The following is a 23,761-nucleotide window of genomic DNA, read 5'->3' as shown; positions in this document are numbered from 1 at the left end:
GACTTTGGTCTGAGGTGCGGGGCCCGCGCGGCGAGCATGATCGTTCTCACGCCGCCGAGTCCCCCACGAGGAGTTCCGATGTCACTCTTGTCGAACCTGCGCGCCGTGCTGCTGGCAGGTCTGTTCGCCGCGGATGCGGTGACCGCCGTCGCCGCGCCCGCCTCGGCCGCCGAGGGCTGGATGTGCAGCGTCCCGGCCGGCCACACCTACGACCGCGTGGAACGGGTCGTGAGCACCTGCGGTAGCGGCTTCATGCCGCGCTACAACGTGAGACAGCCCGCCGACCTGCTGGTGGCGTGTCTGCTGCCCCAGGGCTACACCTACGACACGGTCGACCGGTCGACCTCGTGCTCCACCAGCGGCATGGGCCCGCGCTACCGCCTCCGCACGCCGGCGGTCGGCCTCTGGGCGTGCACGGTGCCGAGCGGCTGGACGTACACGGCGTCCGAGCGGACGACCGGGTGCAGCACGTCCGGCCTGGCGTGGCGGTACCGCCTGACCCGCTGACGCGCTGTCCACAGTGGACGCGCCGAGCCGCTGCGGCGCGTCCACCGGATCCGGCGTCGCGGCGGTGCCGTCTCCGGGGCCCTCAACCGTCGCTGTCGGCCGACGAGACTCGCAGGACAGGGCCTAGGCTCTCGGGCCATGTTGGTCGGCCGGGATGGCGAACGGACCCACGTCGAACGGCTGCTGCGGGACGCGGTGTCCGGGAGCAGCGCCGCGCTGGTGGTCCGGGGTGACGCGGGCATCGGCAAGTCCGCGCTGCTCGACCACGCCGTGGCGGGCGCCGGGGACATGCGCGTGCTGCGCGGCGTCGGCATCGAGTCCGAGGCCGAGCTGGCGTTCGGCGCGCTGCACCTGCTGCTCTACCCCTACCTGGACCGGCTCGACGTGCTGCCCGCGCCGCAGGCCGCCGCGTTGCGCGGCGCGTTCGGGCTGAGCGACGACACGGCCACGCCGTTCCTGATCGGGGCGGCGACGCTGACGCTGCTCGCCGAACTCGCGGCCGAGCGACCGTTGTTGTGCGTGGTGGACGACGCGCAGTGGCTCGATCGCGGCTCGTCGGACGCCCTGCTGTTCGCGGCGAGGCGGTTCCAGGCCGACCCGGTGGTGATGCTCTTCGCCGTTCGCGACACGGCCGTCCCGTTCCCGACTCCGGGCGTCGAGGAGCTGCGGCTCACTCGCCTCTCGCCGGACGCGGCGGCCGGGCTGCTGGACGCGCACTCCCCCGGGCTGACGGCGCCGATGCGGGCACGGGTCCTGGAGGAGGCGGACGGTTACCCGCTCGCGTTGCTCGAACTCGGCGCGGCCCGGCTGGCCGCCCAGCGCGAGGGCAGGGCCGAGCCCGCGCACCAGGTGGGGCCGTTGCCGGTCACCAGGCGGGTGCAGGACGCGTTCCGGGCGCAGATCACCGGGCTTCCCCCGGCGTCCCAGGCGATCCTGCTGGTCGCCGCGGCCGACCGGTTCGCCGGGATGGACACCGTGCTGCGGGTGGCTCGCGCGGTCGGCGCGGACACCGCCGACCTGGAGCCGGCCGAACGCGCGGGGCTGATCAGCGTCACGGACGAGCTGACGTTCCGGCATCCGCTCGTGCGCGCCGCCGCCTACCAGTGCGCCACCCACCACCAGCGGATCGCGGTGCACCGGGCGTTCGCCGACGCCCTGACGACCCCGGACCGGCGGGCCTGGCACCTGGCGGCCGCCACCACCGAACCGGACGAGGAGGTCGCCGCCGAGCTCGAACGCACCGCGCTGCGGGCCGAGCGCCGGGGCGGGGCGATGGCCGTGTCCGCCGCGTACGACCGCGCCGGGCGGTTGAGCGTGGACCCCGACCTGAAGGCGCGGCGCATCGCCAAGGCCGCGCTCGCCGCCTACGACGCGGGCAAACCGGACCGCGCGGCCCGGCTGGCCGTCGAGGTCACGTCCCTGACCGCAGATCCGGCCGTCGTCGCGGACATGACGCTGCTGCGCGGCCAGATCGAGTACGAACGCACGTCGCCCGAGGCCGACGCGGCACTCGCGGCGCAGGCGGCGCGGCTGGTCGCGGACAGCGACCCCGAACGCGCCGTCGTCATGCTGACCGAGATGCTCTGCGCCGGCCGGGACGCGGGCGCACTGGACCTGGTCACGGAGGGCGGACGCGTGCTGGCGGGTCTCGACCTGCGGCCCGGCTCCCGGTCGCGGCTGGCGGCCGATGCGCTGAGCAGCTGGGGCACCCTGCTGAGCGGGCAGCCGGACGCCGGGCCGTTGCGCGCGGTGCTGGAGATCGGTCACCTGCCCGGTGAGGACGTCATGCACCGGGTCGTCGCCGGGTTCAGCGGCTTGATGCTGGCCGACGACCCCGCGACCATCGCGGTGATGGACACGATGGTGGCCGAGACGCGTGCCACCGGGGCCTTGATGTGGATCCCCTACGCGCAGGAGATCCTCGCATTCGCCCACGCCCTGCGCGGCGACTTCCTGACCGCGCAGACCTGTCTGGCCGAGGCGGTCGCCCTCGGGACCGAGTTCGGCCTCGACATGGAGGTCGCCGTGCTGCGGTCGGTCTCGGTGTGGCTGGCCGCGGTGGCGGGCGACGAGACCCGGTGCCGCACACTGGCCGCCGAGGTGCTGCCGGTGCTGGAGAACCGGCACGCCGTGGCCACCGCGATGACGCACTGGGGCCTCGGCCTGCTCGACTTGGCCGCCGGGAGGTACGCGACGGCGTTCGACGCGCTGCACGTCGTGTGCACGGGCCCGGCCCGGTACGACTTCCTGATCCGCGCCGTCCCCGACCTGGTGGAGGCGGCGGTCCGCGACGGCGACCCGGACCGCGTCACCGAGCACCTCGAGGCGTTCGACCACTGGGCCTCGCACGTGGACAGTCCTGTCGCGACAGCGCTGTCGCACCGCTGCCACGCCGTGGTCGAGGACTCGGAGGAGCGGTACCGCGCGGCACTCGACCTGCCCACCGGACGGTTCGACGAGGCCAGGACCCGGTTGCTCTACGGCGAATGGCTGCGCCGCAGACGCCGCCGAGGTGAGGCGAGAACCGAACTGGCCGCCGCGCTCGCCGGTTTCGCCCGGCTCGGCGCGTCGACCTGGGAGGCACGCGCCACGGCCGAACTCGGCGAACGTCCGGTCGAACCGGCCGCCGTCGACGTGCTGAAGGACCTGACACCGCAGGAGGTGCAGGTCGTCCGGCTGGCGGCGGCCGGCCTGAGCAACAAGGAGATCGCCGCCCAGTTGTTCCTGAGCCCGCGCACGATCGGCCACCACCTGTACCGCGCCTACCCCAAGCTGGGCGTCACCAAGCGGATCGAACTGGCGCAACTCGGCCTCGGATGACTTACCCGCCGGAACCCTGACCGCCCGCACGCCAGTCACGTGACCGATGTGGACCGGCGCCGTCCCGTCCTAGCCTCTTCTCCGACGACAAGGAGAAGAAGATGTTGCTGGAGAACAAGACCGCGGTGATCTACGGAGGCGGTGGCTCGATCGGCGGCGCGATGGCCGACGCCTTCGCGGCCCAGGGCGCGCGGGTCTTCCTGGCCGGCCGGACGCCCGCGAAGCTCGAAGCCGTCGCGGACCGGATCCGGGCGGCGGGCGGCCAGGTCGAGACGGCCGTCGTCGACGCGACGGACGCCGCCGCGGTCAACGACCACATCGACGCCGTCGCGGAGAAGACCGGCAGCGTGGACATCTCGGTCAACGTCATCACCAGTGCGGGGCTCTTCCAGCCGCTCGCCGACATCTCGACGCCGGACCTCGTCGCGGCCGTCGGCAGCAGCCTGACCACGCACCTGATCACCACGAAGGCCGCGGCCCGGCACATGGTGAAGCAGGAGTCCGGCGTGCTGCTGTTCTTCGGCGGCTCGGACCACGCGAACGTCCTGCCCGGCATGGGCAACGTGACAATCGGCTTCGACGCCGTCGAGTCGCTGCGCAAGCAGTGGGCCGTCGAGCTGGCACCGCACGGCGTCCGCACGGTGACGCTGCTGACCGGCGGCATCATCGACACCTTCCCGGACATCCCCGAGATGGAGATTCCGAGGCAGAGCATCCTCGACGCCTCGCCGCTCAAGCGCGCCGCGACGATGGCCGACGTGGGCAACGTGGCCGCGTTCGTCGCGTCGGAGCACGGCCGCAGCATCACCTCGACTCAGGTCAACATCTCGTTCGGCGCCTGCTACGGCTGATCACCGCCAGGTCGTGTCCCGAAAGTTCGTCCGGTGACAGACGCGGGCGAGAGACCCGGAGACGGCGCCGCCGCGATGCCCTCATACCGGGCGCGTCGCGGCGGTGTCGTCTCCGGGGCCCTCGGCTGCTCCTGTCGCCCGGCGGGACTTCCGGGACACGACCGGGGAACGGCCGTACCTGCTCGGCGTCACGCCGAACCAGCGGCGGAAGGCGTGGATGAAGCTCGCGGCCTCGGCGAACCCGAGCCGTTCGGCCACGGCCTCGACGGACAGGTCACCGCGCGACAGCAGCGCCACGGCCCGTTTCGCCCGGACCTCGTCGAGCAACGCCTGATAGCTCGTCCCGGACGAGGCCAGGCGCCGCCGCAGCGTCCGCGGGCTGGTGCCGAGCGCCCTGGCCACCGCGGGCATGCTCTGCTCGAACCGGTCCGAGGACTCGAGCAGCCGCCGCACCTCCTGCGCGGCACCGGGAGTCTCCCGGCGGCGTTCGGCGAGGGCGCGGCACTGCTCCTCGCACACGGCCGTCGTCTCGGGGCTGGCCAGGCGCAACGCCTCGGCCAGCACCGCGACGTCCACAACGGACCTGTCAGCCTTCGCCCCGAACCTCGGGCGGACACCGAACACCTCCTCGTGCTCGCGGACGTCCTCCGGTCCGGCATGGGTGAACTCGACGCCCAGCACCGGCACCGCGCCGGTCAGCAGTTCGCCCACGACGGTGTGGATCGCGGCGAGATCCCGTTCGACGAGGAACGGGACGACGTCGGCCGGCAGCGACGAGGTGTCGAGCGCCAGCACGAGCCGGTCACCGTCGATCACGGCGGAGGGTGCGGTGAACGCGAAACTCAGGTCGAGGTAGCGCAGCGCGGTGGTGATCGCGTCCTGCAGGGTGGCCGCGCTGAGGAACGCGTAGCCCAGCACGCCGAAAGTGGTGGCGTGGTAACGACGTCCGACGGCCACCCCCGCGTGAGGCAGACGGCGGGCGAGGTTGCGCACGACCGTGAGCTCCTGGCGGGCGTCGATCTCGGCGGCCGGGTCGGCGAGCAGCGCGGCGTCGATCTCGCTGCCCTCCAGCAGGGCGTCCAGCGGCACCCCGTGCTCGGCGCCGAAGCGCAGGAGGAGCGCGACGCTCGCGATGCCCCGCGGGAAGTCCCAGTGCCGGACGACCGGCTCGGCCAACGACGTCATGGCCGCGATTGTCAACTGCCCGGCCGGTGTTGTCCTGGTGCGAACGGGTGGTTGTTCCTAGCGTCGATCACGTGGACGCGAACCCCGAAGTGGTCGTCATCGGAGCCGGATTCGGCGGGCTGGGCGTCGCGTTGTCGCTGCACAGAGCGGGTTTCGACCGGTTCACCGTGCTGGAGCGGGCGAGCGGGCCCGGCGGGGTGTGGCGGGACAACACCTATCCGGGCGCGGCGTGCGACGTGCCGTCGTCGCTCTACTCGTACTCCTTCGCGCCCAGCACCTCGTGGCCACGCCGGTACTCGGCGCAGCCCGACATCCTGCGCTACCTGACCACCACGGCCGAGGCGGTGCGCGACCACATCAGGTTCGGCGCGGAGGTGGTGGCCGCGACGTTCGACGAGTCGCGGAACCGGTGGAGCGTCGCTCTCGCGGACGGGGACGTCGTCGAGGCCGACGTGCTGGTCTGCGCGGTCGGCCAGCTGACGACACCGGCGATCCCCGGCCTGCCCGGACTCGGCCGCTTCGCCGGGGAGGTCTTCCACAGCGCGGCCTGGCGGCACGACGTCGACCTGCGCGGCAAGCGGGTGGCCGTGGTCGGCACGGGGGCCAGCGCCGCCCAGTTCGTGCCGGAGATCGCACCTCTCACCGAGCACCTGACGGTGTTCCAGCGGTCCGCACCCCACGTGCTGCCGAAACCCGACGCGGCGTTGACCGGCCGATCCCACCCGGCGAGGTTGCGCGCCGCACGGGGCGGTGTGTGGCTCGCCGGTGAGACGCTGACCAGGCTCCTCAACGGCCGCTTCTCCCCCGCGCTCGTCTCCGCCGTCGCCGCGGCGCACCTGCGGCGGCAGGTCCGCGACCGCGCGCTGAGGGCCGCGTTGACGCCCGCGACACGGCCAGGGTGCAAGCGGGTGCTGTTCAGCAACGACTGGTACCCGGCTCTCACCAGACCGGACGTCGAGGTGGTGACCGAGCCGATCACCGAGGTCACGGCCCACGGCCTGCGCGCCGGCGATCGCGAGCACCCGGCGGACGTGCTGATCTGGGGCACCGGGTTCACGGTGTCCGGCTTCGGGTTCGGCCTGCGGATCACCGGCAGGGACGGCCGGGACCTCGCGGAGACGTGGGCCGGCCGTCCGCGCGCCCACCTGGGCCTGTCGGTTCCGGGCTTCCCGAACCTCTTCCTGGTCTACGGCCCCAACACCAACCTCGGCGGCAACTCGGTGATCACCATGATCGAGGCGCAGTGCCGGTACGTCGTGGACGCGGTGCGCCATCTCGCGGAGTCGGGCACGGCGCTGGAAGTGCGGCCCGAGGTCGCCGCCGCGTTCGACACCGAGATGACCAGAAGGCTGTCGCGGGGCGTGTGGAGCACCTGCTCGTCCTGGTACCGGACCGCCGACGGGTCGATCACGACCAACTGGCCCGGCACGACGTGGGAGTACCTGCGGCGCGCACGACTCCGGCAGGCCGACTTCGACCCTGCTCGGGTGAAGGTGTGACGGTGGACTACGACGTGCTCGTGATCGGGTCGGGGTTCGGTGGCGCGGTGACCGCGTTGCGGCTGACCGAGAAGGGCTACCGGGTCGGCGTGCTGGAGGCCGGGCGGCGGTTCGCGGACCACGACCTCCCCGAGACCTCCTGGCAGGTGCGCGACTACCTGTTCGCGCCGGCGTTCGGCTGCACCGGCATCCAGCGGATCACCGCGTTGCGCGACGTCGCCGTGCTCAGCGGGGCGGGGGTCGGCGGCGGTTCCCTGGTGTACGCCAACACCCTGTACCGGCCGCCGCCGTCCTTCTTCCGCGACTCCCGGTGGGGGCACATCACCGACTGGGAGGACGAGCTGGCACCGCACTACGACCAGGCGTCCCGGATGCTCGGCGTGACCGCCAACCCGTGCCGCACCGCGGGTGACCGGCTGCTGCGGGACGTCGCGGTCGACCTCGGTGTAGCGCCTACTTTTCGCACGTCCCAGGTCGGAGTCCACTTCGGACCCGGCGGCACGGACCCGTTCTTCGGCGGCGCCGGTCCCGTGCGGGACACCTGCGTCGGCTGTGGCTCGTGCATGACCGGGTGCCGGCACAACGCGAAGAACACCCTGCCGAAGAACTACCTGCACCTGGCCGAGAACGCGGGTGCGCAGGTGTGGCCGTTGACCACGGTCACCGACGTGCGGCCGCATCGGAGCGGGTACCAGGTCACGGCACGGCGCACCGGCGGACGGGCCACGCGCACGTTCAGCAGCGGTCAGGTCGTGTTCGCCGCGGCCTCGCTGGGCACGCAACGCCTGTTGCACCGCATCCGTGACCGCGGCGGGCTTCCTCGCCTCTCGCCGCGGCTCGGGTTCCTGTGCCGCACCAACTCCGAGGCGATCGTGGCCGTGCGGGTGCCCGGCGGCCGGGTCGACCAGTCCCGCGGCCTCGCCATCACGTCGTCCATCCACCCCGACGCCGACACGCACGTCGAGGTGGTCCGGTACGGCCGGGGCAGCAACCTGATGGGACTGCTGATGACGACACTCGTCGACGGCGGTCCGGCGAGGTTGCGGCGCGGCCTGGCCCAGCTCCTGCGCGAACGCGGCTCGCTGCTGCGGATGCACACCCCGCGCGCGTGGTCGGAGGAGACGATCGCCCTGCTGGTCATGCAAAGCCTCGACAACTCGCTGACGACCGTGTCCCGGCGTGGCCGGATGACCACCCGGCAGGGCGAGGGCGCCCCGAACCCGTCCTGGATCCCCGCCGGGCACGAGGTGGCGCGCCGTCTCGCGGCCAAGGCGGGCGGGGTGGCGCGGGGATCGTGGCCGGACCTGGTGAACGTCCCGCTGACCGGGCACCTCATCGGCGGCTGCGTCATCGGTGACTCCCCCGCCACCGGGGTCGTCGACCCGTACCAGCGGGTGCACGGGCATCCCGGCCTGCACGTCGTCGACGGGTCCGCGATCCCCGCGAACCTCGGCGTGAACCCCGCGCTCACCATCACCGCGCTCGCCGAGCGGGCGATGTCGTTGTGGCCCAACAAGGGCGAGCCGGACCCACGCCCTGAACCGGGCGCCCCGTACCAGCGCGTACGTGCGGTGGCACCGGGTAACCCCGCGGTGCCGGGCGACGCGCCCGGCGCGTTGGAGGTGCGTTATGCCAAGTGAGTGGCCCGCTGAGCCGTGGGACCTGCACGGACGTGGCTGGCTCACCGTGTGGACGGCACCACGTTCGGCAGTGCCCCTGCCACCGCCGGACGTGGTGCCGTTGACGCTCTTCGGCCGGGTGGTCGTGGTGTCGGCGTTCGTCGACTACCAGCCGCCGGGAGTGCTGAGCTACCACGAGGTGATGGCCGCGATCCTGGTCCGCCGCAAGGCCCGCCTCGGTCTGTCCATTCTGGACATCCTGGTCGACGACAGCACCTCGCAGCGAGGCGCTCGGGAACTGTGGGGCATCCCGAAACTGCTGGCGGGCTTCACCTTCTCCGCCGGAGCACGACTCGAAGCGACCGCCCACGACGACGGCGAGGAGATCGCTGCCGCCAGCGAGACCCGCAAGCCGTCACGAGCACTTCCGGTCCGGCTGACCACGTCGGTCTGGCAGACCCTGCACGGCAAGACGAAGCGCACGGCACTACACACGTCCGCCCGGATCAGCCTCACCCGCCTGCGCTGGCGCATCACGCCGGACGGCGAACTCGGCTGGCTCGAAGCGGCGAGGCCACGCCTGCACGTGGCCGTCTCCACCCTGCACATGCGGTTCGGATCTTCCTGATCACATGAGGAGAAGCTCATGCGCGTTCTCGCGATCACGCTCGCCCTGGTGGCCTCGACGGTGGCCGCCACCCCCGCGTTAGCGGCGCCACCGGACTACGGCCTGCCCGGCACGTACCCGGTGGCGTACAGCGATGTCACGGCCGTGGTCGGTGGCCGGTCCGTCCCCGCACGGGTGCACTACCCGGCGACGGCGGCAGGCACGAACCAGCCGGTCGCCACGGGCAGGTTCCCCGCGATCGCCTTCGGCCACGGCTTCTTCCAGGCCACCTCGAAGTACACGAGCACGAGCAACCACCTCGCCTCCTGGGGCTTCGTCGTGGTGGTGCCCACGACCCAGGGCGGCCTGAGCCCCAGCCACAGCGCGTTCGCGGACGACCTCAACACCGGCCTGAGCTGGCTCGTCGCGCAGGACGGCACCACGGGTTCCCGCTTCCGCGACCACATCACCACCACGGCGCTGGGTGCCTCGGGACACTCGATGGGGGGCGGCGCCGCCGTCCTCGCGGCCGCGCGCAACCCGCAGATCAAGACGATCTCGACCTACGCGGCGGCGGAGACGAACCCGTCCGCGAAGGCCGCGGCCGCGACGTTGCGGGTGCCGGCGCAGTTCCTCGCCGGGTCGCAGGACACGATCACCCCGGTCGGCGAGCACCAGCGGCCGATGTTCGTCGCCAAGCAGCCCGCCAAGCAGCTCCGCACGGTCACCGGCGGGTTCCACTGCGGTTTCATGGACTCCTCCGGCATCTTCTGCGACAACGGTTCGGTCACCAGGGCCGCGCAGCTCGTCGCCTCGAAGAGGGTGCTCACGTCGTGGTTCCGCTTCTACCTCGCGGGCGACGCGGCGGCACGTGACTTCGTGTGGGGCCAGCCCGCGCGCACCGACACCGCGGTCACCTTCGAAGGGACCGAGTGACCGTCACAGACCGGTGAGGCGGACGACGGCCGCGAAGCCGTCGTCCGTGCCGGGCCAGTGCGCGCGCACCGCGTCGATCCCCGCCCTGCGGACGACGCCGCGCAACACCGCCGTGACGATGATGGCGTCGTCGGCGTACCCGAGCACCGGGATGAAGTCGGGGATCAGGTCGATCGGCACGGCGAGGTAGACCATGAGCAGCCACAACCGGACCCGGACCCCGCGCGGCAGCGACCTGTCGGCGGCGAGCCGGCGCACGAGGCGCAGCACGTCGGGCAGCAGGCGCAACGCCTCGCGCAGCAGGTTCCCGCGCGGCCGGACGACCACCAGCGCGACCAGCAACACCACCCAGGTCAGCAGCAGGGCCGCCGCGACGCCGATCAGCAGGTCCCACCAGGACGAGCCGGTCACGCCTGGTCCGCGAGCCGTTCCACGTCGGTGACCTTGCCCGCGACGATCAGCAGGTCGCCGCCGTTGATCACGGTCTCGGCGGTGGCGTAGGTGAAGCCCTCCCCCGGCCGCTTCACCCCGACGACGGTGACGCCGTACTTCGCCCGCAGCTTGCTCGCGCCGAGCGGTTTGCCGATCGCCTCCTGGGGCGGCCGGGCCTTGATCATCGCGTAGTCGTCCTCGAACTCGATGTAGTCGAGCACGCGGCCGGTGACGACGTGTGCGACGCGTTCGCCCATCTCGTGTTCGGGCAGCACGACGTGGTGGGCCCCGATGCGTTCGAGGATGCGGCCGTGTTCGCGGCTGATCGCCTTGGCCCAGATGTTGGGGATGCCGAAGTCGGCCAGCACGGCGGTGGTGAGGATGCTGGCCTCGAGGTCGGTGCCGATGCCGACGACCGCGCGCTGAAACTCGTCGACGCCCAGCTGGCGCATGACCTCGGCGTCGGTGGTGTCGGCGACGACGGCGTGGGTGAGGTCGTCGGCGTAGCGCTGCACGAGCTTCGGGTCCGAGTCGATCGCCATGACCTCGGTGCCCTGCGCGACCAGTTCGAGCGCGAGCGAACTGCCGAAGCGGCCCAGGCCCAGCACGACGACGCGGGATTCCTGCTTATCCGACAATGGGTCGCTCCTCGGGTAGTTCGTAGCGCCGGCGGCGTTCGCGCAGTGTCAGGGCGGAGACCAGGGTGATCGGCCCGACCCTGCCGATGAACATGAGCACGATGATGACGAGCTGGCCGGTGACGGACAGGTCGTCGGTGATGCCGGTGGACATGCCGACGCCGCCGAACGCGGCCGTGGTCTCGTACAGCACGTCGTCGAGCCGGAACGAGCTGGTGGCCAGCAGGACCAACGTCGCGGCCATCACGACGCCGACACCCAGCAGCGCGACCGTGACGGCCTGGCGCTGCACCTCGTTGCTGATCCGGCGGCCCATCACGTGCACGGTCGGCTCGGCGCGGACCTCCGCCAGCAGCACGAACGCGAGCAGCGCGAACGTCGTGACCTTGATGCCGCCGGTGGTCCCGGCGCTGCCGCCGCCGACGAACATCAGCACGTCGCCGACGAGCATCGTGGCGGGCTGCAGCTGGGCGACGTCGATGGTGTTGAACCCGGCGCTGCCCGGCATGACGCCGTGGAACAGTCCGATGAGGAGCTTCTCGCCGACCCCGTACGGCCCGAGCGTGCCCGCGCGGGCCCACTCGAAGACGAGCACGGACAGCATCCCGAACCCCATCAGTCCGAGGTACACCGGCACGGTGATCTTGGTGTGCAGCGACCACCGCTTGCGGTTGCGACTGCGGCGCAGGATCTCGAACAGCACCGGGAACCCCAGCCCGCCCGTCACCGAGACCAGCACGATCGGCAGGCACACCCACGGGTCGGTCGCGTACCGCATGAGGCTGTCCGGGTGCAGCGACAGGCCGACGCTGTTGAACGACGAGATCGAGTGGAACACCCCCGAGTAGAGCGCCTGCCCGAACGACTCGCCGTACCCGAGCCAGAACCGCAGCCCCAGCGCCACCGCGCCGATCACCTCGACGACCAGGCTGATCCTGATCACACCCGCCACGACCCCGCGGACGTGCCCCAGGTTCAGCGTGTTGGTCTCGGTCTTCACGGTGAGCTGCAGGTGCAGGCCGAGCCGGTGCTGGATCAGCAACGCCAGCACGGACGCGAGCGTCATGATGCCGAAGCCGCCGACCTGCCACAGCACCAGCAGCAGCACCTCGCCGAACACCGACCAGTGCGACCCGGTGTCGACCACGGCGAGCCCGGTGCCGCTGATGCCGGAGGCCGCGGTGAACAGCGCGGGCATGAAGCCCGTGGCCCGGCCCGACTCGGCGGAGATCGGCAGCATGAGCAGCCCTGTGCCGGCCGCGGTGGCCGCCAGGAAGGCGAGTACGACGAGGCGGGCGGGGTGCCGCCACCCGGTGATCACCGCGACAGCCTAGATCGTCGGGGTGGGACGGGCCTGTCACGCCCGTCCGGCGCCCGACAACCGCACGACAACGTCGCCACAACAGCGCGCCGGTACTTCTTCCCTCGGCAGACCTCAACCGATGGAGGACATGGTGAAAGCCAAACTGGCAACGGTGCTGGCAGGCTTGCTGGCGGTCGCGACGCTGATCGCGCCCACCGTGAGCGCGACGCCGTTCCAACGCGACGTGTTCGTCCGCGACAACGTCGGCGACGTCGGGAACGAGCCGAGCACCGGCAGCATCTACTACAGCCCGGACATCAGGGTGTGCTCGACGCCGGCGTACTGCGCGGTGTCCCAGAACCCCGTGGTGGGGGTCAACAACTACGTCTTCGTCACCCTGAGACGCAAGGCGGGCGCCATCGGCAACGTCGACGGCAGCCTGCACCTCTACCGCAGCAACCTCGGTGGCGGCACGGCCTGGCCGGCCGGCTGGACCTACATCGGCACCGCGGGCTCGACCGTGCCGGTCGGCGGCACGACGGTGATGATCACCTGGCCCGGCTGGAACGTGCCCGGCCCGGCGCACTTCTGCCTGCTCGCGCGGTGGGTGTCCAACGCCGACCCGATGACGTTCGCCGAGGGCAGCAACACGCAGCAGAACGCGCAGCGGAACAACAACATCGCCTGGCGCAACGTCGACTCGGTGCGGGTGCGGCCGTTCGAACCCGTCCGCGTGCCGTACACGATCGGCAACCCCGAGCGGACCGACGCACGGCAGAACCTGGTCCTCGAGCAGACGCGGCCGTTCGCCGGCGCGATCACGATCGACCTCGGCCAGGAGCTCACGGCGCGGTGGAAGGCCGCGGGCGGCAGGGCGACCGGCGTGAAGCAGGTGGGCGAGACGCAGTTCCAGCTCGCCGACACCAAGGCCCGGTTCGACAACCTGGTCCTCAAGGGTGACGAGCGCGTCGAGACCGCGCTGACGTTCGCGACCGACAAGGAGGCGGGCCCGGCCGAGCTGCACGTGCGCCAGACCGACGCGCAGGGCACGGATCTCGGCGGAGCGCAATACCTGATCAACGAGAAGGACTGAGTATCAACCCCGGTGGGTCCGTCTCCGTTACTCGGAGACGGACCCACCGAAAGGGTTGTCAATGAGAACCATCATGGTGTTGTTGCTGCTTCTGCTCGGGATCGTGCCCGCGCACGGAGCAGCGGACTGCGAGCCGGCGGACTGCCCGGTCGTCGTGGACGCGATCGACGGGCCGGTGCACGAGTCGGCGGACTCCTACACGGCCGTGTTGAAGCTGCGCGACGGGAAGCCGCAGCAGAGCGCGGCGGCACAGCAGGACGTCGAGGTCGCCTACAGGTTCGTCGACGGCACGGCGAAGCAGGGCCAGGACTACCAGGCCGCGCCGCGCGGAACGGTGACGATCAAGGCGGGCGAGACCCAGGCGCTCGTGCCGTACAAGGTGCTGCGGGTGACACCGGAGAAGAAGACGTTCACGCTGGAGATCACGTCGGTGAAGCCGGGCCAGATCGGCAAGCGCGTCGCCGTGTTCACGATCGCCGGCAAGAGGTGAACAGCGTGACGGCCTGAGCCAGGTGCCGGGCAGCCTCGGTCCACCGCCCGGTCCGGCCCTCCAGGTCGGCGACCGTGCGGTGGACCCTGGCCCGCTCGAACTCGTCCGGTGCCTGGGTCCTCGCCTCCAGCGCGGCCGTCAGGTGGTCCCGGGCGGCGGCGAGGTCCCCGAGCGCCAGCTCGGCCTCCGCCAGGTCGCGCAGGGTCGACGCCTCGCGGTGGCCGTCGCCGAGAGCCCGGCAGATCACGAGTGCGGCGTTCAGGCATTCCCTTGCCACGGCAGGATCTCCGAGTGCGAGCTGGGTGACGCCGAGGCCGGTCAGCGCGTCGGCCTCGAAGCGGTCGTCGGTGACCTCGCGGCTGATCCGCAGCGCGTCGCCGAAGCAGCGCAACGCCGGTTCGAGGTCGGCGAGCCGGTGGTACGCGCCGCCCAGCGACATCAGCGTCGCCGCCTCCAGCCGGAGGTTCTCCTCGGCGCGGAACGTCTCCAGAGCCGCGAACAACGGCTCGGTCGCCAGTTCGGGCCGGCCCATCCGGACGTAGGTGTAGCCGAGGTTGCGCCGGGCGAGCGCCACTCCCACCTCGTCTCCCGCGGCGCCGTGCACGTCCATCGCCGCGCGGTACGAGTCCAGGGCACGGTCGAACTCGCGCAGTTCGGAGTGCGCGTTCGCGATGTTGTTGTGCAGCCGGGCTTCCCCGCGCAGATCCCCCGCCTCGCGCACGAGAGCGAGCGCTTGTCGTTGCACCACCATGGCTTCGGCGATGCGTGACGTCATCTGCAGCGCGATTCCCTGCCCTCGCAACATCTCCGCCTCGGCTCGCTGGTCGCCGAGCGCACGGGCGGCCGTCACCGCGTGCTCGCACTGCTCGACCCGTGCCGCCCAGTTGCCGCGCGCCTCGAAGTAGCTCGTCAGCAGGTAGACCAGCTGCCACGTCTCGCGGTGCAGGCCGGAGCGGGCGGCCAGCCGGATCACGTGCAGCATGTTGTCGCGTTCGGCGTCGAGGCAGGCGAGCACCTCGACGCGGTCCGCGGTGAACGGCAGGTCGTCGCACCGCGGCCGCGTCACGAGGTCGTGGCGCGGGTTGAGGACCTCGCCCGCCGCGTGCGCGATCGTGAGGTACCGGTCGAGCAGGCGCTCCACCCCGTCACCGATGTCGCCGCTCTGCCGGGCGAACAACCGGATCAGGTCGTGCAGCGCGTACCGGCCGTTGCCCATCTCGCTGACGAGATGGGAGGCGACGAGCTCGTCGAGGCCCGGCCCCATCGCGTCGGCGAGGTCGGCGGGGAAGCTGGCGCCGGGGTGTTCACCGAGGATCCGGAACAGCCGCGCGGCCTGCGGGCTCAGCGTGCGGTGTGCGCTGGCGAACACCGTGCGGACGGTGCGGTCGTCCCCGTCGACCGACAGCACGTCCAGCGGGTCGTTGCGGGTCAGTTCCCGCACCAGGTCGGCGATCGGCCTGCCGGGCCGGATCGCGAGCCGGGCGGCCGCGATGCGCAACGCGAGCGGCAGCCGTCCACAGTGGACCACCAGCTCCGCGGTCGCGCCGGACTCGGCCCGCACCCTTCCCTCACCGAGGATGTCGGCGAACAGGTCGTGCGCCTCGGGATCGCTGAGCAGGCCGAGGCTCACCGTGTGCACGGCGTGACGGGTGCCGAGCGCGGAAAGCGTGTCCCGGCTCGTGATCAGCAGCAGGTTCCCCTGGTCGCCCGGCACGAGCGGCAGCACGTCCCGCGCGCGGCGGACGTCGTCGAGCAGGATCAGGACCCGCTTGCCGTGCAACAGGGACCGGTACGTCGCGGCCGGGTCGGCGGGCACCCGGTCCGCGGGCACGCCGAGGCTGTGCAGCATCTCGGTCAAGGCCTGGGCCGGGGTGAGCCGTTGCAGGTCGAGGAACACCTGGCCGTCCGGGAAGCGGTCGGCGACACGGCGGGCCCACTCGACGGCGAACGTGGTCTTGCCTACCCCGGCTACACCGGAGACGACGACGATCGGGGGAAGTCCCGCGAGGGAGGCGAACTCGGCGGCGCGACCCGTGAAGTGGCCCGCGCGGGCCGGCAGCTGGGCGGGTCTCGCGCTGTGCAGCGAGGGATCACGACGCAGGATCGCGGTGTGCAGGGCGGTGACGTCCGGGCCGGGGTCGGCGCCGAGCTCGTCGGCGAGCCGGTGTCTGAGTCTTCGGAACACCTCGAGCGCGTCGGACTGCCGTCCACCGAGGTGCAGCGCCCGCATCAGCAGGCCGACGAGCCGTTCCCGCGTCGGGTGGCCGACCACCAGCCGTTCCAGCTCCTCGACCGCGTTCGGCCGGTCGAGCCGCTCACCCCAGTACGTCTCCAGCGCGGCGATCCGCTGTTCCCGCAACCGGTCGATCTCCGCCCGGCCCCAGCCGAACAGCTCGACGTCCTCCAGCGGCTCACCTCGCCACAGCCCGAGGTCCCTGGTCCGTTCGAACGTCGCCGCGTCGACGGACGCGTCGAGCTGGTAACCGCCGGGCTTGGTCATGAGCGCGCCCGGCAGGCCGCAGTCGGCGAGCGCCTGCCGCACCCGCGCGACGTGGCTGTGCAACGACCGCACGGCCGTGCGCGGCGGATCCTCGCCCCACAGCACGTCCACGAGGCGGTCGACGGGAACCGGCGTGCCAGCGCGCAGGGCGAGCACGGCGACGATGCTGCGCTGCCGGGCCCCGGTCAGCACCGCGCGGCCGTGCGGGCCGCACACCTCGACGGGCCCGAGGATCTTGACCTCACCAGCTGTCAACCGCACGTGACGTCACGTTAGTGCGCGTTTTGCCCTGGTGGCAGCGCTGAACGTGGGACAGAACCGGCAGTTCGCCGAGCGACTCAGCTCAGCAGTTCCGCGAGGTGGACCACGTGCTCGCGAGCCCAGGTCCGCCGCTCTCCGCCGTGGAACACGACCTCGGCGTCGTCCTGGACCACCACCTCGGTCACCTGGCCGATCGGCCCGATCGACCCGTGCAGCCGGACGAGGTCACCGGGCTCCAACTCGTCCGCGCGACTGGTGCCGAGGTTGCGGGCCGTGGAGGCGGGCCGCAACCGGGTGGTGAAGAGCCACCACGACACCCCGCACACCACCGGGACGGTCAACGTCAGGACACCCGCCGCGACCGGGCGCTCGCTCACCAGCGCTGCCGCGGCGACCAGCGCCCACAGCAGGCCAGCCAGTGCCGCGAGGAGCGCCGAGCTCACGGGGTGGTCGCCGGCCTGCACCCACCCGGTCGTGCGCACCCGCCCGTCCGGGGTGAGGCCGCGCGGGACTCCGCCGTCCACCGTGGAGGGTGCCGTTGCAGGGGAAACGCCGTCGTCCGCCGCGGTGGACGCCGCTTCCACCTCGGCGAACAGGTCGACGTGCTCCTCAGTCGGCACGCTGCCACCTCAGCTGTCCCCTGGCATCGCGGGCGCAGACGACCTCGGTGCCCTTCGGCGACGTCCTCGTCGCCCCTTCGACGACGCACCGCTTGCCCACGAACCGGGAGAGCCACTCGGCGTCGTCGTCGGGCTCGGTGGTCTCCGTGGGCGGCGGTTCCGGCGCGGGTTTTTTCGTCGGCCGGACCGGAGGAGGCGGCGGCAGAGCGTTCGTGGTCGTGGTCGTGGGGACCGGTGTGGTGGTGGACGAGGTCGGCGGCACGCTGGACGTCGTCACCACCGGGTCGACCTCGTACCTCTCGCACCCGGTCGACCACAGTCCGCGGCGCTGCTGGCGTGCGGCCATCTCCTCCGGCACGAGGTCCCCGCGCGCGGCCAGATCGGCGGACGTCGAGCCTTCGGCGACGATCGTCCTGGCGTAGTCGGAGCCGTCCGGCAGTTGCACGTCGACCAGCAGGCGGCCGGACTCGGCATCGCCCTCGGACTCGGACTTCACCGTGAGCCGCACCTTCTTGCCCCGCAGGAGGTTCTCCGCGGCCGCCAGGGACTGCGACTGCCAGCAGGCCGCCCGGTTCACGCCGTACACGCGGGCGCCGAAGGCGCGTCCGGTGTCGGGTTCCACACCCTCGAACGAATCCACGTCGGACACCGTGCGGACGGTCACCTCGAACGAGTCGCCCCGGTGCACGGCCGCAGCCGCCGCCGGACCGCTGCGCTGGCCGGGCGGTGCGGCGCCGCTGAAGCCCGCCGCGCCCGTCACCGCCAGCACCCCGAGGACACCGGCGCACGCGATCGCGAGCCGCGCCCGCTGGTCGCTGCGCCACCAGAGGCGGCGAACGAACCCCGGACTCGTCGCGGGCTCGGAGGCGTGGGGCAAGGGCGCTCCTGGCTTGGGCCGACGTTGTCCGGGGCAGTGTTGTCGCAGGTCCGGCCGTCGTCAAGGGACGATCGGGGTTCAATTCGATTCCGTGCGGCTCTTCACAGGGGTCCGGTTGTGATCGCGTCGGCACACACCCCGGCACGTCGTAGGGTGCAACCCGGCCGATATTTTCCGTTATCGCCGTACGCCCGGGACATCTCCTGGTCAGACGACCCTGAACTGGCGAGTGAGGTGGGCATGGCGATGACCGAGGAACCCGGCGTCGCGACGGTGGTGGCCGCACGCGACGGCGACCAGCGCGCGTTGGACGACCTGGTGAGCGGGTACCTGCCCCTCGTCTACAACATCGTCGGGCACGCGCTCGGCGGCCACCCGGACACCGACGACGTTGTCCAGGAGACCATGTTGCGGGCGGTGCACGGCCTGCCGGGACTGCGCGACCCCGCCGGGTTCCGGTCGTGGCTCGTCGTCATCGCGATGAACCAGATCCGGCTGCGGCACCGCGACCACCAGCGCGTCCCGGTCACCGGCCCGGTGCCGGAGGACGTGGCCGATCCCGGCGCGGACTTCGTCGACCTCACGATCATGCGCCTGCAGCTGTCCGGGCAACGCCGCGAGGTCGTCGCGGCCACCCGGTGGCTCAGCGAGGACGAACGCGAGCTCCTCTCGCTGTGGTGGCTGGAGGCGGCGGGACGACTGACCCGCGCGGAGGTCGCCAACGCGCTGGAGCTGACCCCGCAGCACACCGCCGTGCGCGTGCAACGCGTGAAGGCCCAACTCGACGCCGCACGCATCGTGGTGCGGACGCTGGAGCGCACGACGCGTTGCCCGGAACTCGCTTACGTGGTCGCGGAATGGGACGGCGTGCCCAGTCCGTTGTGGCGCAAGCGGATCGCCCGGCACAGCCGTGACTGCGTCCAGTGCGAGCGCTGCGGGCACGACCTCGCGTCCGTCGAGGGGCTGCTCGCCCGGCTGCCCCTGGTGCCGCTGCCGGCCGCGCTCGGCTTCGACCCGGCGACGCTCACCGGGTCTCAGGTGGCCATCACCCAGGTCACGTCCGCTCCCGTCAGCGGCGGCAAGCTCAGCCTGCTGGTGAAGGGCGCGTTCGTGAAGCCCCTCGCGGCGGCGGCAGCCGTCGTGGCCGCAGGCGTCGTGATCGCCGTGCTGCCCTCGGGTGAGGAGCCGGTCGCCCGCGCGCTCCCCGTGGCCACCAGCCAGACCACCACGACGACCGCGCCTCCCACCACCTCGCCGGCCACGTCGTCGTCAGTGCCGCCGTCGACGACCACGGCACCGGCCAAGCCCGTGCCACCGCCCGCGGTGCCCGTGACGGCGTCGGTGAAGAAGGGCGTCAGCACCTGGAACTTCACCGGTGTCGGCAAGGCGCTCACCGACGTCCGCGCGGGCTGGTACTACAACTGGGCCGCGCAGCCCGACGGCATCCCGACGCCGCCGAACGTCGAGTTCGTGCCGATGATCTGGGGCACGAAGTTCACCGACGACGCGACCCTCGCGAAGGCCAAGGCGAACGGCAAGGTGCTGCTCGGGTTCAACGAGCCGGACTTCCCCGACCAGGCGAACATGACTCCGGAACAGGCGCTCGACCTGTGGCCGAAGCTCCAGGCGACCGGGCTGCGGCTCGGCAGCCCCGCCGTCGCGCACAGCGGGGACAAGCCGGGCGGCTGGCTCGACCGGTTCATGACCGGTGCCGCCCAGCGGGGCCTGCGCGTCGACTTCATCGCGGTGCACTGGTACGGCTCGGACTTCAGCGACGCGGCCGTCGGCCACCTCAGGAACTACCTCGCCGCGGTGCACGCCCGGTACGGCAAGCCGATCTGGCTGACCGAGTACGCGCTGATCGACTTCTCGGGCGGCTCGGCGCGGTTCCCGACCCAGGCTCAGCTCGCGGCGTTCGCCCGCGGCTCCAGCGCGATGATGGAGGGCCTCCCCTACGTCGAGCGCTACGCCTGGTTCGCGCTGCCCGACGAGGACAAGCCCGGCACCGGCCTCTACAAGGCCGGTGGCACCCCGAACGAGGCCGGTGAGGCGTACCGCGCCGCGGGCTGAGCGGCCGTGGCTGAGAATCACGGCGTGTCAACTGCGACGAACCCCCGCCTGCTGGTCACCGGGACCACCGGGCACGCGGTCACCGACCTGGTGATCCCGGCACTGCTGCTGCGCACACCCGGCGCGGTCTGGTCCCAGCTCGTCCACGTCTACGTGCCGGACGGTCCCACCGTCGCGTTCAGCGGCCGGGACCTCCGCTCGCCCGGCATCACCGAGGCCACCGCCCTCGCCCGCGCGGCGGGGTTCGAGCCGGTGGTCAGGTCGCCGGGCGGGCGGATGGTGGCCTACGACGGCGGTGCCGTCGTGATCGACCACCTCGACAGCACCACGGACATCCGGCACGCGGGCAGCGCGACGTTCGCGGCGAACGCGGAGAGCCACGCCTGGGTGCTGCGCGGACTCGGTGCCATCGACGCCCGCGTCGGTGAGGTGGAGGGCGAGTACTGCCCTGGCGAGTTCAGCGTCAACGTCGGGGGCGACACGAAGGTCATCGGCTCCGCGCAACGCGTCACCTCCACCGGTTCGTTGTTCAGCACGGTCGTCCAGGTCGCCGTCTCGGACCGGGTGCGGGCCGTGATCACGGACGTCTCGAAGGCGCTCGGGTACGTCCTGCGGGAGAGTTCCATCGCGGGCCTGGCCGACTACGAACCCGCGCTGACCTCCGGGCAGGTCGCCGCCGCGTTCGTGGCGGACTACCGCGACCGGCTCGACATGACCGACGGGGAGCTGCCCGCCTCGATGGTCGCGCACGCCTCCCGTGCCGGTGGCGGTTCGCCGTTCCACGTCGACGACTGGACGCGGGCGAACCCGATGCCGCGGGGTGTGGAGGAGTTGTGAAGGTTCGGGCGGACGACCCCTCGTCCGCCCTCTCGGGGTCCGCGCCGGTGTTAGCGTGAATTTCGTGATGATCATGCGTGCCGCGCTGGAGGACCTCTACGCGCGCCGCCTCCGCAAGCGGCTGGAGAGCGCCGTGCTGCCCCGGCACCTCGCGGTGATCATGGACGGCAACCGGCGCTGGGCCAGGCAGGCCGGCCTCGCGAACGTCAGCGAGGGCCACCAACGCGGCGGCGAACACCTGAAGAACGTCATGGACTGGTGCGAGGACCTCGGCATCCGCCACCTGACGGTGTACCTCGCGTCCGCGGACAACCTGCACAAGCGCGCCGACGCCGAGATGCGGTTCCTGATGGAGGAGGTCGTCGAGCGGATCGTCCTCCCCCGGGCCGTCGGCTCCGCACGCTGGCAGACGCACGTCGCCGGCCGGGTGGACCTGCTCCCCGACACCACCCGGCACGCGCTGAAACTGGCCGAGGAGGAGACCCGCGACCGCGAGTTCCACCTCACCATCGCCGTGGGTTATGACGGCCGCTTCGAACTGGTGGACGCCGTGCGGTCGCTGCTGGAGTCCGGACCGAGCCTCGAAGAGCTGACGGAGAACATCACCCCGGACGACATCGCGCGGCACCTCTACACCGCCGGGCAGCCCGACCCCGACCTGGTGATCCGCACCAGCGGCGAGGTGCGCCTGTCCGGTTTCCTGTTGTGGCAGGCGGCTTTCGCGGAACTGCACTTCTGCGACGTCCACTGGCCCGGCTTCCGCCGGCTGGACTTCCTGCGCGCCCTGCGCTCCTACTCCGACTCACGAGGATGACGATGGACCCGAAGGTCACCGTGGTCGTGCCGACCTACGACGAGCGCGAGAACCTGCCCGTGCTGGCGGGCCTGCTCGCCGCACTCGACGTGCCGAACCTGCACGTCCTGGTCGTCGACGACGGCTCCCCCGACGGCACCGGCGCCCTCGCCGACGAACTGGCGCTCGACGGCCCGATCCCGCTCACCGTGCTGCACCGCACCGAGAAGAACGGCCTCGGCCGCGCCTACGTGGCGGGCATCCTCAAGGCCCTCGACGACGGCGCCGACGTGGTCGTGCAGATGGACGCCGACCTCTCCCACCCGGCCGGCGCCCTTCCCGCCATGCTCGACGTGCTGCGCACCACCGACGCCGCCGTCGTCCTCGGCTCCCGCTACGTGCCGGGCGGCTCGGTGGCCGACGAGTGGAAGTGGCACCGCAAAGCGCTCTCCGCCTGGGCGAACTTCTACGTCAACGCCATCCTCCGCCTGCGCGTCAAGGACGCCACCGCCGGGTTCAAGGCCTGGCGCGCCGAGACCCTCCGGCAGATCGACGTCGCGTCGCTGCGCAGCAACGGGTACGCGTTCCAGGTCGAGATGAACCACCGCGTGGTCCGGCGCGGGATGCGCATCGCCGAGGTCCCGATCCGGTTCGAGGAACGGGCCGAGGGCGCGTCGAAGATGAGCCTGGCGGTGCAGGTGGAGTCCGCGATCATGCCGTGGAAACTCCTGTTCAGAAGGAGCTGACAGAACGGTTTTTCCTCCCCGGACGTCGGGTATGTACGAATTCGTGACTGTCGATCCCGCAGAGCTGCTCGCCGAGGGCTACACCGCCGAGTTCCCCGACGCCGACGAACCGATCCTCCTCGACGCGCACGGTCGCGAGGTGCTCACCTGGCAGGACAACTACCCGTTCACCGAACGGATGTCCCGCCCCGAGTACGACCACCTCAAGCGCCTGATGCAGATCGAGCTGCTCAAGCTCCAGCACTGGGTGGCCGACACCGGGCAACGCCTCGTCATCCTCTTCGAGGGCAGGGACGCGGCCGGCAAGGGCGGCACGATCAAGCGGTTCACCGAGCACCTCGACCCGCGCGGCGCGCGCACGGTCGCCCTCGACAAGCCGAGCGAGCGCGAACGGGGCGAGTGGTACTTCCAGCGCTACGTCCGTGAACTCCCCACCGCGGGAGAGATCGTGCTGTTCGACCGCTCCTGGTACAACCGCGCCGTCGTCGAGCACGTCATGGACTACTGCACCAAGGCCGAGTACGACCTGTTCATGCGGCAGGCGCCGCTGTTCGAGCAGATGCTCGTCGAGGACGGCGTGCTGCTCGTGAAGCTGTGGTTCTCCGTGTCCCGCAACGAGCAGCGCACCCGGTTCGTCATCCGTCAGATCGACCCGGTGCGCCAGTGGAAGCTCAGCCCCAACGACATCAAGTCGCTGGACCGCTGGGACGACTACACCGAGGCCAAGGTGGCGATGCTGCGGTCCACCGACACCGACATCGCGCCGTGGACCGTGGTCAAGAGCAACGACAAGAAGCGCGCCCGCATCGAGGCCATGCGCAGCGTTCTGGCCCGCTTCGACTACGACGACAAGGACGCGGACGTCATCGGCACCCCGGACGTGCGGATCGTCGGGCCTGCGGCGACGCTGCTGGAGGAGGGTGAGGACGACACCGCGCTGAGCCCGACGCCGATCGCGCCCAGCACGGAACCCGGCCCGGGATTACACCCGTGACACGGGGTCTCGCCCGCACCGTCGTGCCCGCACCATCGTGCCCGCACCATCGTGCCCGCTCCATCGTGCCCGCACCATCGTGC

Annotated in this window: 21 protein-coding genes; 14 read left to right on the top strand and 7 right to left on the bottom strand. The window is 71.7% G+C overall.

Annotation, left to right across the window (positions count from 1 at the left end; translation table 11 throughout):
* Positions 1 to 78 precede the first annotated feature (78 nt).
* From PV646_RS18035 to PV646_RS18025, 3 genes are all read left to right on the top strand, one after another.
* A complete protein-coding gene (locus PV646_RS18035; RefSeq protein WP_500343288.1) occupies positions 79 to 507 on the top strand; it encodes a hypothetical protein in 429 nt (142 codons plus the stop codon).
* 138 nt (positions 508 to 645) lie between these two features.
* Entirely contained in the window at positions 646 to 3,327 is a 2,682-nt protein-coding gene (locus tag PV646_RS18030) for a helix-turn-helix transcriptional regulator (RefSeq protein WP_500343284.1), read from the top strand.
* A gap of 101 nt (positions 3,328 to 3,428) precedes the next feature.
* Positions 3,429 to 4,178, top strand: coding sequence for an SDR family NAD(P)-dependent oxidoreductase (locus tag PV646_RS18025; RefSeq protein ID WP_500343282.1), 750 nt, complete (start codon positions 3,429 to 3,431; stop codon positions 4,176 to 4,178).
* Between the two features lie 81 nt (positions 4,179 to 4,259).
* Here PV646_RS18025 and PV646_RS18020 read toward each other — a convergent pair whose 3' ends face one another.
* Positions 4,260 to 5,363, bottom strand: coding sequence for an AraC family transcriptional regulator (locus PV646_RS18020; RefSeq protein WP_500343279.1), 1,104 nt, complete (start codon positions 5,361 to 5,363; stop codon positions 4,260 to 4,262).
* Positions 5,364 to 5,434: 71 nt separating this feature from the next.
* Here PV646_RS18020 and PV646_RS18015 point away from each other — a divergent pair, with 71 nt between their 5' ends.
* The 4 genes from PV646_RS18015 to PV646_RS18000 are packed head-to-tail and all read left to right on the top strand — an operon-like array spanning position 5,435 to position 10,024.
* Positions 5,435 to 6,862 carry a flavin-containing monooxygenase gene (locus tag PV646_RS18015; RefSeq protein WP_500343277.1) on the top strand — a complete coding sequence of 476 codons (1,428 nt, stop codon included), beginning with the start codon at positions 5,435 to 5,437 and terminating at the stop codon, positions 6,860 to 6,862.
* The gene (locus PV646_RS18010) at positions 6,859 to 8,502 is read left to right on the top strand and encodes a GMC oxidoreductase (protein ID WP_500343276.1); all 1,644 of its coding nucleotides are present in this window, start codon (positions 6,859 to 6,861) and stop codon (positions 8,500 to 8,502) included. Before PV646_RS18015 ends, PV646_RS18010 begins: the two co-directional genes overlap by 4 nt.
* Positions 8,492 to 9,109: an acetoacetate decarboxylase family protein gene (locus tag PV646_RS18005; protein ID WP_500343275.1), complete on the top strand. Its 618-nt coding sequence runs from the start codon at positions 8,492 to 8,494 to the stop codon at positions 9,107 to 9,109. Before PV646_RS18010 ends, PV646_RS18005 begins: the two co-directional genes overlap by 11 nt.
* An 18-nt stretch (positions 9,110 to 9,127) precedes the next feature.
* Positions 9,128 to 10,024 carry an alpha/beta hydrolase family protein gene (locus tag PV646_RS18000; RefSeq protein ID WP_500343272.1) on the top strand — a complete coding sequence of 299 codons (897 nt, stop codon included), beginning with the start codon at positions 9,128 to 9,130 and terminating at the stop codon, positions 10,022 to 10,024.
* Between the two features lie 3 nt (positions 10,025 to 10,027).
* Here the strand turns inward: PV646_RS18000 and PV646_RS17995 are convergent, their stop codons facing one another.
* The 3 genes from PV646_RS17995 to PV646_RS17985 are packed head-to-tail and all read right to left on the bottom strand — an operon-like array spanning position 10,028 to position 12,415.
* A complete protein-coding gene (locus PV646_RS17995) occupies positions 10,028 to 10,435 on the bottom strand; it encodes a YkvA family protein (protein ID WP_500343271.1) in 408 nt (135 codons plus the stop codon).
* Entirely contained in the window at positions 10,432 to 11,094 is a 663-nt protein-coding gene (locus PV646_RS17990; RefSeq protein ID WP_500343269.1) for a potassium channel family protein, read from the bottom strand. The genes PV646_RS17995 and PV646_RS17990 overlap by 4 nt, the downstream gene beginning before the upstream one ends.
* Positions 11,084 to 12,415, bottom strand: a complete 1,332-nt coding sequence (locus PV646_RS17985; protein ID WP_500343268.1) for a TrkH family potassium uptake protein — start codon at positions 12,413 to 12,415, stop codon at positions 11,084 to 11,086. The genes PV646_RS17990 and PV646_RS17985 overlap by 11 nt, the downstream gene beginning before the upstream one ends.
* 133 nt (positions 12,416 to 12,548) lie before the next feature.
* On the opposite strand from PV646_RS17985, the gene PV646_RS17980 reads away from it, so the two are divergent.
* Positions 12,549 to 13,490, top strand: a complete 942-nt coding sequence (locus PV646_RS17980; protein ID WP_500343267.1) for a hypothetical protein — start codon at positions 12,549 to 12,551, stop codon at positions 13,488 to 13,490.
* A gap of 61 nt (positions 13,491 to 13,551) precedes the next feature.
* A complete protein-coding gene (locus PV646_RS17975; protein ID WP_500343265.1) occupies positions 13,552 to 13,980 on the top strand; it encodes a Calx-beta domain-containing protein in 429 nt (142 codons plus the stop codon).
* On the opposite strand, the gene PV646_RS17970 is transcribed toward PV646_RS17975, so the two are convergent.
* The 3 genes from PV646_RS17970 to PV646_RS17960 form a co-directional block, all read right to left on the bottom strand.
* Complete coding sequence (locus tag PV646_RS17970; RefSeq protein ID WP_500343264.1) at positions 13,958 to 16,741, bottom strand: AfsR/SARP family transcriptional regulator; 2,784 nt, start codon at positions 16,739 to 16,741, stop codon at positions 13,958 to 13,960. The genes PV646_RS17975 and PV646_RS17970 overlap by 23 nt on opposite strands.
* A gap of 77 nt (positions 16,742 to 16,818) precedes the next feature.
* A complete protein-coding gene (locus tag PV646_RS17965; RefSeq protein ID WP_500343262.1) occupies positions 16,819 to 17,361 on the bottom strand; it encodes a hypothetical protein in 543 nt (180 codons plus the stop codon).
* Positions 17,351 to 18,238: a thermonuclease family protein gene (locus PV646_RS17960; RefSeq protein WP_500343259.1), complete on the bottom strand. Its 888-nt coding sequence runs from the start codon at positions 18,236 to 18,238 to the stop codon at positions 17,351 to 17,353. The genes PV646_RS17965 and PV646_RS17960 overlap by 11 nt, the downstream gene beginning before the upstream one ends.
* A gap of 246 nt (positions 18,239 to 18,484) precedes the next feature.
* Between PV646_RS17960 and PV646_RS17955 the strand changes: the two genes are divergently transcribed.
* From PV646_RS17955 to ppk2, 5 genes are all read left to right on the top strand, one after another.
* On the top strand, positions 18,485 to 20,308 hold the full coding sequence (locus PV646_RS17955) for a sigma-70 family RNA polymerase sigma factor (RefSeq protein ID WP_500343257.1): 1,824 nt from the start codon (positions 18,485 to 18,487) through the stop codon (positions 20,306 to 20,308).
* Positions 20,309 to 20,332: 24 nt separating this feature from the next.
* Complete coding sequence (locus PV646_RS17950) at positions 20,333 to 21,145, top strand: hypothetical protein (protein WP_500343254.1); 813 nt, start codon at positions 20,333 to 20,335, stop codon at positions 21,143 to 21,145.
* Between the two features lie 67 nt (positions 21,146 to 21,212).
* Entirely contained in the window at positions 21,213 to 21,959 is a 747-nt protein-coding gene (uppS, locus tag PV646_RS17945) for a polyprenyl diphosphate synthase (RefSeq protein ID WP_500345027.1), read from the top strand.
* A 2-nt stretch (positions 21,960 to 21,961) separates the two neighbouring features.
* On the top strand, positions 21,962 to 22,684 hold the full coding sequence (locus PV646_RS17940; RefSeq protein ID WP_500343252.1) for a polyprenol monophosphomannose synthase: 723 nt from the start codon (positions 21,962 to 21,964) through the stop codon (positions 22,682 to 22,684).
* 31 nt (positions 22,685 to 22,715) lie between these two features.
* Positions 22,716 to 23,678 (top strand): polyphosphate kinase 2, encoded by a 963-nt coding sequence (ppk2, locus tag PV646_RS17935; protein ID WP_500343250.1) that lies wholly within the window; start codon positions 22,716 to 22,718, stop codon positions 23,676 to 23,678.
* Positions 23,679 to 23,761 lie beyond the last annotated feature (83 nt).

Source organism: Streptomyces sp. ID05-26A, from assembly GCF_033794685.1.
In the GTDB taxonomy this organism is placed as follows: domain Bacteria; phylum Actinomycetota; class Actinomycetes; order Mycobacteriales; family Pseudonocardiaceae; genus Lentzea.
This window is presented reverse-complemented; position numbering and strand designations above follow the sequence as displayed.

Coding starts and splice junctions, on each gene's coding strand:
- PV646_RS17940 (WP_500343252.1), top strand. CDS start 21,962: ATGGACCCGAAGGTCACCGTGGTCGTGCCGACCTACGACGAGCGCGAG.
- PV646_RS18000 (WP_500343272.1), top strand. CDS start 9,128: ATGCGCGTTCTCGCGATCACGCTCGCCCTGGTGGCCTCGACGGTGGCC.
- uppS (WP_500345027.1), top strand. CDS start 21,213: ATGATCATGCGTGCCGCGCTGGAGGACCTCTACGCGCGCCGCCTCCGC.
- PV646_RS18020 (WP_500343279.1), bottom strand. CDS start 5,363: ATGACGTCGTTGGCCGAGCCGGTCGTCCGGCACTGGGACTTCCCGCGG.
- PV646_RS18025 (WP_500343282.1), top strand. CDS start 3,429: ATGTTGCTGGAGAACAAGACCGCGGTGATCTACGGAGGCGGTGGCTCG.
- PV646_RS17975 (WP_500343265.1), top strand. CDS start 13,552: ATGAGAACCATCATGGTGTTGTTGCTGCTTCTGCTCGGGATCGTGCCC.
- PV646_RS18035 (WP_500343288.1), top strand. CDS start 79: ATGTCACTCTTGTCGAACCTGCGCGCCGTGCTGCTGGCAGGTCTGTTC.
- PV646_RS18030 (WP_500343284.1), top strand. CDS start 646: ATGTTGGTCGGCCGGGATGGCGAACGGACCCACGTCGAACGGCTGCTG.
- PV646_RS18005 (WP_500343275.1), top strand. CDS start 8,492: ATGCCAAGTGAGTGGCCCGCTGAGCCGTGGGACCTGCACGGACGTGGC.
- PV646_RS17955 (WP_500343257.1), top strand. CDS start 18,485: ATGACCGAGGAACCCGGCGTCGCGACGGTGGTGGCCGCACGCGACGGC.
- ppk2 (WP_500343250.1), top strand. CDS start 22,716: ATGTACGAATTCGTGACTGTCGATCCCGCAGAGCTGCTCGCCGAGGGC.